Origin of the sequence: Rhizobium sp. AN6A, from assembly GCF_900215635.1 — a bacterium.
In the GTDB taxonomy this organism is placed as follows: domain Bacteria; phylum Pseudomonadota; class Alphaproteobacteria; order Rhizobiales; family Rhizobiaceae; genus Agrobacterium; species Agrobacterium tumefaciens.
In genome coordinates, this window is sequence record NZ_OCNC01000003.1 from 302,931 (window position 1) to 318,356 (window position 15,426).

At 60.5% G+C, this 15,426-nt stretch carries 13 protein-coding genes; 11 read left to right on the plus strand and 2 right to left on the minus strand.

Annotation, left to right across the window (positions count from 1 at the left end):
• Positions 1 to 286: 286 nt before the first annotated feature.
• The 11 genes from CRO62_RS05300 to CRO62_RS05350 all read left to right on the plus strand — a co-directional run bounded on the left by CRO62_RS05300 (position 287) and on the right by CRO62_RS05350 (position 12,975).
• Positions 287 to 1,459 (plus strand): ABC transporter substrate-binding protein, encoded by a 1,173-nt coding sequence (locus CRO62_RS05300; protein ID WP_097099478.1) that lies wholly within the window; start codon positions 287 to 289, stop codon positions 1,457 to 1,459.
• 82 nt (positions 1,460 to 1,541) lie between these two features.
• On the plus strand, positions 1,542 to 2,405 hold the full coding sequence (locus CRO62_RS05305) for a branched-chain amino acid ABC transporter permease (protein WP_013762353.1): 864 nt from the start codon (positions 1,542 to 1,544) through the stop codon (positions 2,403 to 2,405).
• Between the two features lies 1 nt (position 2,406).
• Positions 2,407 to 3,414, plus strand: a complete 1,008-nt coding sequence (locus tag CRO62_RS05310) for a branched-chain amino acid ABC transporter permease (RefSeq protein WP_097099479.1) — start codon at positions 2,407 to 2,409, stop codon at positions 3,412 to 3,414.
• Positions 3,411 to 4,175 carry an ABC transporter ATP-binding protein gene (locus CRO62_RS05315; protein ID WP_097099480.1) on the plus strand — a complete coding sequence of 255 codons (765 nt, stop codon included), beginning with the start codon at positions 3,411 to 3,413 and terminating at the stop codon, positions 4,173 to 4,175. Before CRO62_RS05310 ends, CRO62_RS05315 begins: the two co-directional genes overlap by 4 nt.
• Complete coding sequence (locus CRO62_RS05320) at positions 4,156 to 4,872, plus strand: ABC transporter ATP-binding protein (protein ID WP_004430985.1); 717 nt, start codon at positions 4,156 to 4,158, stop codon at positions 4,870 to 4,872. Before CRO62_RS05315 ends, CRO62_RS05320 begins: the two co-directional genes overlap by 20 nt.
• Before the next feature lie 187 nt (positions 4,873 to 5,059).
• Positions 5,060 to 5,875: a MurR/RpiR family transcriptional regulator gene (locus CRO62_RS05325; RefSeq protein ID WP_004430982.1), complete on the plus strand. Its 816-nt coding sequence runs from the start codon at positions 5,060 to 5,062 to the stop codon at positions 5,873 to 5,875.
• A gap of 170 nt (positions 5,876 to 6,045) precedes the next feature.
• Positions 6,046 to 7,962, plus strand: a complete 1,917-nt coding sequence (locus CRO62_RS05330) for a bifunctional 5-dehydro-2-deoxygluconokinase/5-dehydro-2-deoxyphosphogluconate aldolase (RefSeq protein WP_097099481.1) — start codon at positions 6,046 to 6,048, stop codon at positions 7,960 to 7,962.
• Entirely contained in the window at positions 7,959 to 9,785 is a 1,827-nt protein-coding gene (gene iolD, locus CRO62_RS05335) for a 3D-(3,5/4)-trihydroxycyclohexane-1,2-dione acylhydrolase (decyclizing) (protein WP_097099482.1), read from the plus strand. Before CRO62_RS05330 ends, iolD begins: the two co-directional genes overlap by 4 nt.
• A gap of 1 nt (position 9,786) precedes the next feature.
• Entirely contained in the window at positions 9,787 to 10,695 is a 909-nt protein-coding gene (iolE, locus tag CRO62_RS05340) for a myo-inosose-2 dehydratase (protein ID WP_097099483.1), read from the plus strand.
• A 192-nt stretch (positions 10,696 to 10,887) separates the two neighbouring features.
• Positions 10,888 to 11,700, plus strand: coding sequence for a 5-deoxy-glucuronate isomerase (gene iolB / locus CRO62_RS05345; protein WP_097099484.1), 813 nt, complete (start codon positions 10,888 to 10,890; stop codon positions 11,698 to 11,700).
• A 147-nt stretch (positions 11,701 to 11,847) separates the two neighbouring features.
• Positions 11,848 to 12,975, plus strand: a complete 1,128-nt coding sequence (locus CRO62_RS05350; RefSeq protein WP_097099485.1) for a Gfo/Idh/MocA family protein — start codon at positions 11,848 to 11,850, stop codon at positions 12,973 to 12,975.
• A gap of 133 nt (positions 12,976 to 13,108) precedes the next feature.
• Here the strand turns inward: CRO62_RS05350 and CRO62_RS05355 are convergent, their stop codons facing one another.
• Together CRO62_RS05355 and CRO62_RS05360 are read right to left on the minus strand one after the other, a co-directional pair.
• Positions 13,109 to 14,071 carry a 2-hydroxyacid dehydrogenase gene (locus CRO62_RS05355; protein WP_004430968.1) on the minus strand — a complete coding sequence of 321 codons (963 nt, stop codon included), beginning with the start codon at positions 14,069 to 14,071 and terminating at the stop codon, positions 13,109 to 13,111.
• A 299-nt stretch (positions 14,072 to 14,370) separates the two neighbouring features.
• Positions 14,371 to 15,393 (minus strand): LacI family DNA-binding transcriptional regulator, encoded by a 1,023-nt coding sequence (locus tag CRO62_RS05360; RefSeq protein WP_004430963.1) that lies wholly within the window; start codon positions 15,391 to 15,393, stop codon positions 14,371 to 14,373.
• Positions 15,394 to 15,426: the final 33 nt, after the last annotated feature.

Below are 15,426 nucleotides of genomic sequence, written 5' to 3' on the forward strand. Positions count from 1 at the left end.
TCATTTTCCGGCGGCGTGGCGCAGGACATTTTTCATAACGGCGGCATTTGGAAGCAGCATGCTGAAACGGGACCATTCGTGACGGCTGCAGCGGCTGCGGCAATTGAGAATCGCCAGACTATCCCTATTGTATGATGCAATATCGGGCAGAACCGGATGAGGCGGAGATCCATAACCATCAGGTTATTTATTGCCCCCTTTTTTTTCATTTTACTTTGGCCATCGCACTTACCAGTTTGACTGGCTGGATCGGTGGAGGGAGCCACGGATCAATTGGGAGGAAATCATGAAATTACGGATCACCGCCGCAATCGCGGCCATCTGCTTCAGTTCCGTTGCCTATGCCGAGACGATCAAGGTCGGCGTGGTCGGCCCGTTCTCAGGCCCCTTCGCGCTGCAAGGCAAGAACTTCAAGGCCGGCATAGACGCCTGGTTTTCGCTTCACGGCAACAAGGTGGGCAATGACACTGTCGAAGTCGTCTACCGCGATGTGCCGCAGGCCGATCCGGCGCAATCCAAGGCGCTGGCGCAGGAGCTGGTTGTAAAGGAAGGCGTGCAATATCTTGCCGGCTTCTATTTTACGCCCGACGCCATGGCGGTTACGCCGCTTCTGAAACAGGGCAATGTGCCCATGGTCATCATGAATGCGGCCACGTCGGCCATCGTTACCAAAAGCCCCTATGTGGTGCGCACCTCATTCACGACATGGCAGACATCCACGCCCATCGCCAAGGTGGCTTTTGATGGCGGCGTCAAGAAGGTCATTTCGCTGGTCAGCGATTACGGCCCGGGCGTTGACGCGGAGAACGCCTTCAAGGCAGCCTTCACCGCCGCTGGCGGCGAAGTTGTGGAAAGCATTCGCATGCCGCTTTCCACCAATGATTTCAGCCCCATCATGCAGCGCGTGAAGGATTCCGGCGCACAAGGCGTCTTCGCCTTCCTGCCCTCCGGCCCGACGACGCTCGGCTTCGTGAAGGCCTTCAACGATAACGGCCTGAAATCATCAGGCATCAAGCTTTTCGCGCCGGGCGATCTTACACAGGAATCGGATCTGCCGGCCCTTGGCGAAGCAGCGCTCGGCATGCAGACTACCTTCCACTATGCCGTCTCCCACGATTCACCCGAAAACAAGACCTTCGTGGAGGCCGCAACCAAGGCCATTGGCAATCCCAAGGAACTGTCCTTCCCCGCAGTCGGCGCGTTTGACGGCATGTACGTCATCACCAAGATGATCGAGGCGACCGGCGGCAAACAGGATGCGGAAAAGGCTGTCGAGGCGGTGAAGGGTCTTTCCTGGACAAGCCCGCGCGGCCCTGTCAGCATCGATCCGCAGAGCCGCCACATCACGCAGAACATCTATCTGCGCGAAGTCTCCAAGGGCGATGACGGCAATTATTACAACAAGGAAGTCCAGACTTTCGAAAAACAGGGCGATCCGGGCCTTGCCGCCGCCAAGTAAGCATTGAGACGAAAATGACCGGCTCCGCCTTTTGCAGGCGGCTCCGGCACGGGCGCAATCGCATCGGGAGGAGCTTTCGAACATGCAGACGGTCTTCAGCATCCTTGTCGATGCGCTTGCCTATGGCATGGTGCTTTTCATCATCTCCATTGGCCTATCCGTGACAATGGGGCTGATGCGTGTGGTCAATCTCGCCCACGGCGCCTTCGCCATGATCGGAGGGTATCTCGCCTCCTATGCCGCCCATGGCCTCGGCCTTGGTTACGCGGCGGCAATCCTCGTTGCGATTGTCGGCACCATCGTGATCGCCATACCGCTCGAACGGTTTCTCTACCGACGCATTTACGGCGCGCCCGAACTGACGCAGGTGCTGATGACCATCGGCATCACCTTCTGCATCATCGGCATCGCCAATTTCGTGTTCGGGCCAACGCTCAAAACCATTCCGCTGCCGCAGGAACTCGCGGGTCCCACCGATCTCGGTTTTCGCACCATCGCCACCCACCGCATCTTCGCCATCGTCGCTGGCCTCGTGGTGGCGGCGGCACTTTGGTTCACGTTCGAAAAGACCGCCTTCGGCATCAAGTTGCGGGCAGCGGTGGATAATGCGGCCATGGCCGCAGCCCTCGGCGTGCGCACCGAAATCATCTATGCCGTAAGCTTCGCCATCGCCGTCGGCCTTGCCGCCATGGGCGGCGTCATCGGCGCAGAATTGCTGCCGGTCGAACCCTATTATGCGCTGCGCTACATGGTCACCTTCCTGGTGGTCGTATCCGTCGGCGGCGCAGGCTCGATCCCCGGCGCGCTGATCGCCTGTCTGCTACTTGGCGCCATCGATACGACCGGGCGGTATCTTGCCCCCGAATATGGCGAATTCTTCTTCTATCTGGCGGTCATCGTGATCATCACGCTGTTTCCGCGCGGCCTTCTTGGAAGGGCGAAATGAGATGGCGGTGCTCATGAACGACCTCACTGAAACGGCAAAACTGCCGAAGGCCCGCTCGCCCCTGCGCGCGATTGGCGGTCCCCTGCTCATCATCATCGCCGCCATCGCCGGTTACTTCCTGTTTCCGGATAATCTGGCGCTGTTGACGCGCATCATCGCGATAGCGCTTCTCGTGCTCTCCATCGATCTCGTTACCGGCTATTGCGGCGTGGCGACACTTGGCCATGCGGCCCTGTTCGGTGCCGGCGCCTATGCCGCCGGCATTGCCGCTGCCCACTACGGTATCACCGACCCGCTTCTCATGACCCTCATCGGCGCAGCAGTGGGCGGCATCGCGGGATTGCTGTCCGGCACCGTTCTGTTGCGCGCGCACGGCCTGCCGCAACTGGTGCTGTCCATCGCCGTCGTCCATCTTTTCCATGAGGCGGCCAACAAGGCGTCGGACTGGACGGGCGGCAGCGACGGGCTTGCCGGCGTCTCGCCCGATGCGCTGTTCGGCACCTTCGAATTCGATCTTTACGGCCGCACCGCCTATATCTATGGCGTCTGCCTGCTGCTTCTGGTTTTTCTGGCACTTCGCGTCGTCGTCAATTCGCCCTTCGGCATGCTGTGTCGCGGCGTCAAGCAGGACAGCATCCGCATTCAGGCCATGGGCGGTTCGGTCAATGGCACGATTTTGAAGATGTTCGTGATATCAGGCATCGTCGCCGGAATCGGCGGCGCGCTGAACGCCATCTCCACGCAGGTGGTCGGCCTCGACAGCCTCAGCTTCACGCTGTCTGCCGAAGCGCTGGTCATGCTGGTTCTCGGTGGCGCGGGCTCGCTTTATGGCGCGCTGATCGGCACCGTCACCTTCATGTGGTTCGAGGACGTCGTTTCCGCCGCCAATCCGTTCCACTGGCTTACAATCGTCGGCCTGCTTCTGATCGCCGTCGTGCTGTTTGCGCCGCGCGGCCTTTATGGCGCGGGCGAACAGATCATCGCGCGCCTGCGGGGAGATCGCAAATGAGCGCCATTTTCGAAGTTTCCGGCCTGCAGAAAAATTTCGGCGGTCTCGTCGTTACCAACAATGTCTCGCTGTCGCTTTCGCCCGGCGATCGCACCGTGCTGATCGGCCCCAACGGCGCCGGCAAGACCACCTTCGTCAACCTCGTTACCGGAAACATCAAGCCATCCGCCGGAACCGTGCGGATTGCCGGAGAAGAGGTGACGGGGCTCAGCGCCAGTCAGCGCGTGAAGCGCGGACTTGTCCGCTCGTTTCAGGTGACGCGGCTGTTCCAGGACATGACGCCAGAGGAACATGTCGCACTCGCCATTCTGCAAAGGGAAGGCAGGACGGGTCGGATTTTCGGCCGTTACCGCGCCATGCCAACGGTGATGAGCGAGGCGCGCGACATTCTCGGTACGCTTGGCCTGCTTGCCATCGCCGAAACCCGCGTGCGTGAAATCGCCTATGGCCAGCAGCGGCTGATCGAGATCGCACTCGCCATGGCGCTCAGGCCCAAAATCCTGCTGCTTGATGAACCTGCCGCCGGCGTTCCCTCGACGGAAACGGCGCGTATCGAACAGGCGCTCGACCGCCTGCCCGCCGACCTCGCCATATTGATGATCGAACACGACATGGACCTGGTCTTCCGTTTCGCCAAACGTGTGGTCGTGCTCGCCGCAGGCGCCGTCATATTCGACGGTTCGCCTGGCGAAGTCACCAGCAACGCAGAAGTCCGCCAAGCCTATCTCGGAAGTTACGCCAATGCCCGCAGCGCCGCTTGAAATCGCCAACCTGACCGCCGGTTACGGCCCCACCCGTGTCATCGAGGGTCTGTCGCTCTCCGTTCCCGCCGGTTCGCGTTTCGCGGTGCTCGGACGTAACGGCGTTGGCAAGACAAGCCTGTTTGCCACGCTTGCCGGGCAGACGAAACGTTTTGCCGGTGATATCCATCTCGGCGGGCAGGACATCACCGCCCTGCCGAGTGCTGCCCGCGCCCTCGCCGGTCTCGGTTACGTGCCGCAGACCCGCGATGTCTTTCCGACACTCACAGTCGAAGAAAACCTCTTCGTCGGCCTCAAGGGCCGGCCGAAATCGGCAATCGAGGAAGCCTACACGCTGTTTCCGCGCCTGAAGGAAAGACGCCGCAATCTCGGCTCGCAACTCTCCGGTGGCGAGCAGCAGATGCTTTCCACCGCCCGCACCATCCTCGGCCAGCCGCAGGTGCTGCTTCTCGATGAACCCCTCGAAGGTCTCGCCCCGGTCATCTGCGAGGAACTGATGGCGGCCTTCTCGAAACTCGCGCAATCGGGCGAAATGACCATTCTTCTCATCGAACAGCGCATCCAGATGGCCATCGACTTCGCCGACCACGCCATCATCATGGAACGCGGCCGCATCGTCTGGTCGGGACCGTCCGACGATCTTGCGGCGAACCCGGATATTGTTGATACGCATCTTGGTGTGGGTGGATTGCACTGACCCAAAAGCGTCAACCACCCCCTCTTCGTCGTTCCGGCCTCGAGCCGGAATGACGAAAGTTAACCCGATCACACACCGCAACAAACCCCAATCCCGCTTCATTTATCCGTTCCTAAAAAACACAATGGAATAAAAATTCCATTGCAGTTAAAGTGCACACGATTTCAATCTGCACAAAGGAACGACAATGACGGCAATCGATGCGCCAGACTCCGTGAAGGCTTTTGAGGAGCGGTTGCTTCAGGTCGCGGAAGGCCTTCCGAAACGATTACGTCAATGCGCAGATTATGTCGCGTCCAATCAGGATCGCATTGCCGTTTCCACCGTCGCCGAAATGGCAGAAGGTGCCGGCGTGCAGCCGTCTGCATTCATGCGCTTTTGCCAGATCATGGGTTTTTCCGGCTTTTCGGAGATGCAGCGCCTGTTTCGCGATTCCTATGTCGGCGGCTGGCCGGATTATGCGACCCGGCTGGACCACCTGCGCGAGAAGGGCGACGAGAGCGCGTCGGGCCTGTTGGCGGAGTTCGTGGAGGCTGGCCGTTCCTCGTTGGAAATGCTGCTGAAATCGGTCGATACGAGGCAGCTTGACGAGGCGGTCTCGGCGCTAGCACAGGCGCGCACGGTGCATATCATCGGTTTGCGGCGCTCCTTCCCCATTGCCAGTTACCTCGCTTACGCCTTCGAGAAAATGAAGGTACCTGCGGTTTTGCACAGCGCCGTCGGTGGCCTTGGCAATCTGAGCGCCATCTCCCGCGATGACGCGCTGATTGCGATCACTTTCTCCCCCTATTCGGCGGAAACGCTGGAATTGGCGGAGATGGCCCGCGCCAACGGCATTCCCGTCGTCGCCATGTCCGATTCGGCCGTCAATCCGCTGCGCAAGTCCGGCGCCACGCTGCTCACGGTAACGGAAATCGATTTTGGCGCATTCCGCTCGCTTTCCGCCACGCTCTGTCTCGCCATTACACTCGCTGTCGCTGTGGGAACACGCAAAACAGCCTGAATATTTTTATTGAAAACATAAAAAATAGAATTTATGATCCAAATTCATGAAACGGGCATTCCATAATTGTCCGTCTCGTGAATGCACCCGAAGGTGGTGAGACAGAAAGTGGGCGGAGGAGGCCCACTGGCATCAGGCTCCCTCAATGCGGGGTCCGAAGGAGGAAGCTTTTGAAAAAACTTGACCTTATCACGATCGGGCGCTCGTCGGTCGACCTTTATGGTTCGCAGGTCGGCGGCCGGCTGGAGGACATGGCCTCCTTTGCCAAATATATTGGCGGCTCTCCCACCAATATTGCGGCCGGCGCTGCGCGGCTCGGCCTTGCCAGTGCCGTCATCACCCGCGTTGGTGACGAGCATATGGGCCGCTTCATCCGTGAACAGCTGGTGCGCGAAGGCGTGGACGTACGCGGCGTGAAAACCGACCCGGAGCGGTTGACGGCGCTGGTGCTTCTCGGCATTCGCGACCAGAACCAGTTTCCGCTGATTTTCTATCGCGAGAACTGTGCCGACATGGCGCTCAGCGAAGACGACATCGATCCCGCCTTCATTGCCGAAGCAGGCTGTGTCTGCGCCACCGGCACGCATCTGTCGCATCCGAAGACGGAAGCGGCCGTATTGAAGGCGCTGAAACTTGCCCGCGAAAACGGTGCGAAAACAGCGCTCGACATCGACTACCGACCCAACCTCTGGGGTGTTGCCGGCCATGGCGATGGCGAAAGCCGCTTCGTGGAATCGCAGAAGGTCACCGCCAAGCTGCAATCTACCCTGCACCTGTTCGACCTGATTGTCGGCACCGAGGAAGAATTCCACATTGCCGGCGGCTCGACCGATACGCTGGCCGCGCTGAACGCCGTACGCAAGGTGTCGAACGCGACGCTGGTATGCAAGCGTGGCCCGATGGGTGCTTCGGTTTTCGCCGGCGAAATTCCGGCGAGCCTGGACGATGGCGAGACGGGCGAAGGTTTCCCGATCGAGGTCTTCAATGTTCTCGGCGCGGGCGATGGCTTTATGGCCGGGCTTTTCCGTGGCTGGCTGCGCGGCGAGGACTGGCCGACAACGCTGAAATACGCCAATGCCTGCGGCGCCTTTGCCGTTTCCCGCCACGGCTGCACGCCCGCCTATCCGAGCTGGGAAGAGCTGCAATATTTCTTCAAGGCCGGCATCCGCAACAAGGCGCTACGCAAGGATGAGGCGCTGGAACAGGTGCATTGGTCCACCAATCGCAAGGGCGAATGGGACACGATGCGCGTCTTCGCCTTCGACCATCGCATGCAACTGGAAGCGATCGCCGACGAACTCGGCGTGAAACACGAGCGCATCGGCGCCTTCAAGAAGCTCTGCCTCGAGGCCGCGCAAACGGTCGCCGGTGGCAAGGCCGGTTACGGCATTCTCTGCGATGGCCGCCTCGGGCGCGATGCGCTTTTCGCAGCCAGCGGCTCCGGCCTGTGGATCGGCCGGCCGGTGGAATGGCCGGGTTCGCGCCCGCTGACGCTGGAACCGGAACTCGGCAAGGATTTCGGCGGGCTTTCCGAATGGCCGCTGGAAAATGTCGTCAAGGTTCTGTGCTTCTATCACCCGGATGATACCGACGAAATGCGCGCTGCGCAGGAGGAGACGGTGATGCGTCTGTTCCAGGCGACACGCCGCAACCGGTTGGAAATGCTGCTCGAGGTCATTCCCTCCAAGGTCGGCCCGACCGACGATCTGACCGCCGCGCGCATCATCGAACGCTTCTACGAGATCGGCGTTTATCCCGACTGGTGGAAACTGGAGCCGATGAAAACCAGAGCCGCCTGGAAAAATGCCTGCGACGCCGTGCATCGCAACGATCCTTACGTGCGCGGCATCGTCGTTCTTGGTCTCGACGCACCGCAAAGCGAGCTGGAGGAGAGCTTCCGCCTTGCCGCCGGTTTCGATCTGGTCAAAGGTTTCGCGGTTGGCCGCACGATTTTCGCCGACGCCGCGCGGGGTTGGCTCGGTGGCAAGATCACCGATGAGGAAGCGGTGAAGGACATGGCGCAGCGATACACCAGCCTGTGCCGCATATGGGATGAGGCGCGCGCCAAAAAGGGAGAGGCAGCGTGAAGACAATCAGATTGACGGCTGCGCAGGCTATGGTTCGTTACCTCGCCGCGCAGATGAATGAACATGGCGAGACCTATATTGCCGGTGTCTGGGCCATCTTCGGCCATGGCAATGTCGCCGGCATCGGCGAGGCGCTTTATGGCATTCGCGAGGAACTGCCGACTTATCGCGGCCAGAACGAGCAATCGATGGCGCATGCGGCGATTGCCTATTCCAAGCAGCTGCGCCGCCGGCGGGCAATGGCGGTCACCTCCTCCATCGGCCCCGGTGCTGCCAACATGGTAACGGCGGCAGCGCTTGCCCATGTCAACCGCCTGCCGGTTCTTCTCATCCCCGGCGATGTCTTCGCCAATCGCGGTCCCGACCCCGTGCTCCAGCAGCTGGAGGATTTCGGCGACGGCACGATGACGGTGAATGACTGCTTCCGCCCGGTTAGCCGTTATTTCGACCGCATCATGCGCCCGGAACAATTGCTGACCGCCCTTCCCCGCGCCATGCGCACCATGACGGACCCGGCCGATTGCGGCCCGGTAACGCTGGCCTTCTGCCAGGACGTGCAGGCGGAAGCTTATGATTATCCCGTCAGCTTCTTTGAAAAACGCGTCTGGCGGCAACGCCGCCCGGAACCGGATGTGGCGGAATTCGAAGAGGCCGTCGCCGCGCTGAAGGCTGCGAAGAACCCCGTCATCGTTGCCGGCGGCGGTGTGCATTTTTCCGGCGCCACCGAAACGCTGAAGCGTTTTGCGGAAACCCATTCCATCCCGGTCGTCGAAACGCAGGCCGGCAAATCGGCATTGGCATGGGATCACGATCTCAATTTCGGCCCGGTCGGCGTCACGGGGGCGGAAAGTGCCAATATCATAAGCGAGAAAGCCGATCTGGTGTTCGGCGTCGGCACTCGCTTTCAGGACTTTACCACCGGTTCCTGGGCGTTGTTCAAGAACCCGGACCGCAAGATTCTCGCCCTCAATGTGCAGCACTATGACAGCACCAAGCATGATGCGATCAGCCTGACGGCGGATGCGAAGATCGGTCTCGAAAAACTGTCGGCCGCCCTTGGCAGCCACCGCTTCACGGCACCGGATGCCAAGCTCAAGGCGGCATGGTTCGAGAAGGCCGATGCCGATACGGCGGCACCGGGTGAGGACAATGCCAACAGCCTGCCCACCGACATGCAGGTCATCGGCGCCGTGCAGCGCCAGTCGCGCGACAATACCGTCGTCATGTGTGCGGCGGGCACTATGCCGGGTGAGCTGCATCAGTTGTGGAAATCGAAGCTGCCGCTCTCCTATCACATGGAATATGGCTTCTCCTGCATGGGCTATGAGGTTGCCGGCGGCCTCGGCATCAAGATGGCGGAACCGGACCGGGACGTGATCGTCATGGTCGGCGACGGCTCCTATATGATGATGAATTCCGAGCTTGCGACATCGGTTGCCATGGGCGTCAAGATCACGCTCGTCATCACCGACAACCGCGGTTACGGCTGCATCAACCGGCTGCAAATGGAAACCGGCGGCGCGGAGTTCAACAACCTCTACGCCCACACCAACGTCAACCCCATCGCCATCGACTTCGTCGCCCATGCCGGCTCCATGGGCGCGGATGCGCGCAAGGTTTCCACCATCGCCGAGCTGGAAGCGGCGCTTGCGGCCGCTCGCGAATCCAGCCGCACGACTGTCATCGTCATCGATACCGACCCCTATCCGACACCGCAGGCCGGTGGCCACTGGTGGGATGTGGCGGTACCCGAAGTTTCCGACCGCGCCGAAATCGGACCGGCGCGCGCGCGCTATGAAAACCATATCAAGGAAAGACAGTAAGATGATCCGTTACGGAACCAACCCGATTGCCTGGTCCAACGACGACGACCGCACGCTGGGCGCCCATATCAGCCTTGAACAATGCCTCGACGAAACCGCCAAGATCGGCTTCGACGGCATCGAGAAGGGCCACAAGTTCCCGACCGACCCGGAAGGCCTGAAGGGTGTGCTTGCGCCGCGCGGCCTGTCCTTCGTCTCTGGCTGGCATTCGCTGAACCTTCTGACCGACAGCATCGAATCCGAAAAGAAGGCGATGCAGCCGGCGCTCGATCTGCTGAAAGCCATGGGCTCGAAGGTCATCATCGTCTGCGAGACCTCGAACGCCATTCACGGTGCCGACGACACAGCGCTGGTCGACCGTCCGCGCCTTGCGGCTGAAGATTGGGCGAAGTTCGGCGCGGGTGTCGAGGCGCTGGCGGCCTATGCTGCCGAACAGGGCATCACCCTCGTCTACCATCACCACATGGGAACCGTGGTCGAGAGCGAAGACGAGATCGACCTTCTGATGAAGCATACCGGGCCGAAGACCCATCTGCTGCTCGATACCGGCCATTGCCTGTTCGGCGGCGGCGATCCCGTGCGCGTCGCGCAGAAATACATGCACCGCGTCGGCCATATCCACGCCAAGAACGTGCGGCCGGTGATTGCCGATCAGGTTCGGAACGAGCGGCTTTCCTTCCTCGAAGGCGTTCGCCGCGGTGTGTTCACCGTGCCGGGCGACAGCGAGGGCGGCGTGAACTTCCCGCCGGTTCTGAAAATTGCCACCGAGCACAATTACAGCGGCTGGCTGGTCATCGAGGCCGAACAGGACCCGGATGTGCGCAACCCCTTCGAATATCAGAGCCTAGGCCTGAAATCGCTGAAGGCTTTTGCGCGTGAGGCCGGACTGGACAAGGCTCAGGCGGCTTGAGGCCCTTTACTCCCTCATTCCTGTGCTTGTCACAGGAATCCAGCCGACGCAGCTCTCGCGCGGTGGAGAGAGTCCTTTCAGCCCAAGGACTTGGGCTGGCTGAATCCCTGTGACAAGCACAGGGATGAGGAAAACGAAACGTCACGAGTAGTTCGCCGCCCATTCGAAATATCGACAAAAAGGAACACCACCATGACCTCACTTCTGCGCAAGCCGGTCGCGACAAGCGGCAAGGTGCACGACATCACGCCCCAAAGCGCGGATTGGGGTTATGTCGGTTTCGGCCTTTATCGTCTGAAGCCCGGTGAAACCGCAGCCGAGAAAACTGGCGATAAAGAAGTCATTCTGGTGCTTGTCGAAGGCAAGGCGAAGATTTCCGCCGGCGGCAAGGAGTTCGGCGAACTCGGCGACCGCATGAACGTGTTCGAGCGCAAGCCTCCGCACTGCGTTTATGTCCCCGCCGGCTCCGAATGGTCGCTGACGGCCACGACGGATTGCACCGTCGGTGTCTGCACCGCACCGGGTGAAAAAGGTAGCCGCGAAGCGCAACAGATCGGTCCCGATGGCGTGCAACTGACCGAGCGCGGCAAAGGCGCCAATACGCGTTACATTTTCCCCATCGCCATGGAAGAGCGCGATGTCGCCGATAGTCTCCTGGTGACGGAAGTTTTCACCCCGTCGGGCAACTGGTCGTCCTATCCGCCGCACCGGCATGATGAGGATAATTACCCTGATATGACCTATCTGGAAGAGACCTATTATCACCGGCTCAACCCGGCGCAGGGCTTCGGTTTCCAGCGCGTTTTCACCGAGGATGGGTCGCTGGACGAGACCATGGCTGTGGCGGATGGCGATGTCGTGCTGGTTCCCAAGGGACACCACCCCTGCGGCGCGCCTTATGGCTACGAGATGTATTATCTGAACGTGATGGCCGGGCCGATGCGCAAGTGGCGCTTCAAGAACCACCCCGATCACGACTGGATTTTCAAGCGCGACAATCCCTGAGGCACTCCGCAGTACCCCCATTCCTGTGCCTGTCATAGGGATGAGGGCAGTGGGGCCGACATCGGCCCTACCGCCTTACACTGTGCTCAATACAACATGAATAGATAGATCACTGATTTCATTGTAATAATTTAGGGAGAAGAGACCATGGCCGCTCTTGGCGTTGGCCTTATTGGCACGGGTTACATGGGCAAGTGCCACGCTTTGGCGTGGAACAACGTCACCAGCGTTTTCGGCGATGTGGAGCGTCCACGACTGGTCACACTGGCAGAGGTCAATCCCGAGCTTGCGGCAAAAAAGGCCGCCGAGTTCGGTTTCGCCCGCTCGACCGGCAACTGGCGCGATCTGCTTGCCGACCCTGAAATCGACGTCATCTCGGTCACCACACCCAATGCCTTTCATCCCGAAATGGCGATTGCCGCACTCGATGCCGGCAAACACGTCTGGTGCGAAAAGCCGATGGCGCCTGCCTTTACTGATGCGGTGAAGATGCGTGATGCGGCCCGCCGTTCGGGCAAGGCGGCGGCCATGGGCTACAACTACATCCAGAACCCTGTCATCCGCCATATGCGCCGCCTTATCGACGAAGGCGCGATCGGCAATGTCTACCATGTCCGTGCGGAAATGGATGAGGACTTCATGGCGGATGCCACCCAGCCCTTCTACTGGAAGAGCGAAGCGTCCTCCGGCTATGGCGCGCTGGATGATTTCGCTGTTCATCCGCTATCACTTCTGTTTTCCCTTTTCGGCCATCCCGAAAGCGCGATCACCGACATGGTGAAGCCTTACGAGACGCGGCCGCTAAGTGGTGGCGGCGAGCGCGCTGTGGAAACGCATGATCTTGCCAGCGTGCTTCTGAAGCTCGAAGGCGGCATTTCGGCGGTGCTGATCGCCAACCGCTCGGCCTGGGGCCGCAAGGGCCGTATCGCCATCCAGATTTACGGCTCCACCGGCTCGATCCTTTTCGACCAGGAGCGGATGAACGAATTCCAGCTCTACACCACGGACGGGCGCCCGGAGGAGCAGGGTTTCAGAACCGTTCTCGCCGCCCCTCACCACAAGCCGTATGACCGCTTCATTCCCGCCCCCGGCCACGGGCTCGGCTTCAACGATCTGAAGGTGATCGAGTGCCGGGAACTGATCGCGGCCATCGAGGGCAAGACGGCGCATATCATCGACTTCGAGGAAGGCCTGAAGATCGAGCGCAGCATTCATGCCATGGCCCGATCCTTCGCCGAGGGACGATGGGTCGCGACGAGTGAGATTGCGGAATAGGCAGAGTCGGGGTTAGCGCGGAACTTTGCCTCTTTCGTCATGCTCGGGCCTGTCCCGAGCATCTGCAACCGATTGATTTAACGCTACGTGGTTGGATCCTCGGGACAAGCCCGAGGATGACGGCGGAGAGGTGTTACCCCTTAACCGGCGTTTCCGGCACCGGCGTCAGCACCTTGCCATCCCTAAACCAGCCGAGAATATTGTCGGCCACCAGATCGGCCATCGCATTGCGCGTCGGGATGGACGCAGAGGCGACGTGCGGCAGCAGGGAAACGTTCGGCAGTGACAGGAACGCTTCCGGCACCTTCGGTTCTGCGTAGAACACATCGAGACCGGCAGCACCCACCGCACCGCTCTTGAGGGCCTGCAAAAGCGCATCCTCATCGACGCTGGAGCCGCGTCCGACATTGATGAACACGCCCTGCGGACCAAGTGCCGAGAGGACTTCCGCGTTGATCGCCTTGTGCGTTTCCGGGGTGCCGGGCACGATGCAGATCAGCGTGTCGACAGCCTGCGCCATCTCCTTTAGCGAGCCGTAATAGGTATAGGGCAGACCATCGCGCTTGCTGCGGGTATGATAGCCGATCTCCACCTTGAATGGCTCCAGCCGCTTGGCGATTTCCTGGCCAATGCGACCCATGCCGAACAGGCCGACCTTGCGGCCGCGCAACGAAAACGGCGAAAGCGCGAAGGGTCCTTCGCCAACCCATTTGCCCTCACGCAGCCAGGTTTCGGCCTGATAGAGACGGCGAACCGTGTTGATCAGCAGCGCAATCGTCGTGTCCGCAACTTCGTCGTTCAGCACGTCGGGTGTATTGGTCACCACGATACCGCGCGTGGCGGCATGTTTGGCATCAACGCCATCGTAACCGACGCCGAAATTGGCAATGATCTCGAGTTTCGGCAGCGCATCGATCCATTTGGCGTTGACGACGCCTGAAACGGCGATGGCATTGATGCGCTCAGCCGCACCATCAGGCAGAACCGGCTCGGCACCGGCGGGCACTGTCACGATCTCGACCTTGCCTTCGAGGCGTTCGAGCACGCGCGGGTTGATCTTGCCGGGAACGAGAACGACGGCTTGTCTGTCAGACATGGGTGGATATTCCTCCTGATTGCATTCCGATATCGTCAGAGCGGATTCATGGGCGAACCACTCGCCGTCCCGCTCTTCTGGGCCGCGATCTTTTCAAACAACGGCGGCCGTGAAAAGGGCAATAAGGGGAAGCTATGGGGGCAGACGGAAGTTTCATGCCTTTTTTTAACGCGCCCGCCTCCGTCATGCCGGACTTGAGGCGCGCGTCGGCGCGGCGCAAAGAGTCTTTCCAGCTCAAGGACTTGAGCTGGCTGGCTTTCGGCTTAAGGCCGGAATGACGAAAGAGAGGTATACGCTGCTCAAACTCTCGGACGGACCGGCCCTGTCGACTGGCGGATGCGCATTTCCGGCTTGATGAGGTGCACGCCATCAGGCTCGTGGCTGCCCGCCAGCCTGTCCAGAAGCGCGCGCGCCGCAAGGCGCCCCACCTCGGCCTGGCCGTTGGACACGGTGGTCAGCGCCGGCGTGGCGATGGCCGCCTCCTCCAGATCGTCGTAACCCGTCACGGAAATATCCACGCCCGCCACCAGTCCGGCGCGCGAAATACCGTTCATCAGGCCGATGGCGACCAGATCGTTCCAGCAGACGGCAGCGGTGGGCTTCTGCGGCAGCGACAGGAAATGCACGGCGGCCTCAAAACCGCCTTGCTTGGAGCGTGGGCCGGGAATACGCAGATTCGGATCGACCTCGATTCCCGCCTTGCGCAGCGCGTTGACATAACCCTGATAACGATCGCGGCCGGTCGAGGTCTGGTCGGTACCACCAACCATGGCAATGGTGCGATGGCCAAGGCTGATCAAATGATTGGTCGCAAGCGAAATGCCATAGCTGTCATCGCCGCGATAGGTCGGCATGTCGACGCCCTCGAGCGAGCGGGCCACCAGAATGGCCGGCATGCCGTTTTCCTCAGCCAATGTCATGTCCTCGATCGGCGTGCCGATGGCGGGCGACATGATGATACCATCAGAACCAAGTTGCAGCAGCGTCTCGATGAAGGTGCGCTGTTTTTCAACCGAATCATAATGGTTGGACAGAATGAAGGTCTGGCGGCTGCGATCCAGCTCGGTTTCGATGGCCTTGAGAATTTCCCCATAAAACGGGTTCATCACATCGTGGAACACCACGCCGATGATGCCGGAGCGCGAGGTGCGCAGGCTGGCGGCCCGGCGGTTGTAGATGTAGCCGAGCGCCCGGGCCTGTTCCTTGATCTTGTCGCGGGTGTCAGAGGCGACCAGCGGACTGTCGCGCAATGCAAGGGAGATGGTGGCAGTCGATAGACCGAGGCTTTCGGCGATTGTCGACAGTTTGATCTTTTGTGCCACGGCATTTCTCCCCAAACCCATGTCATTGACAGA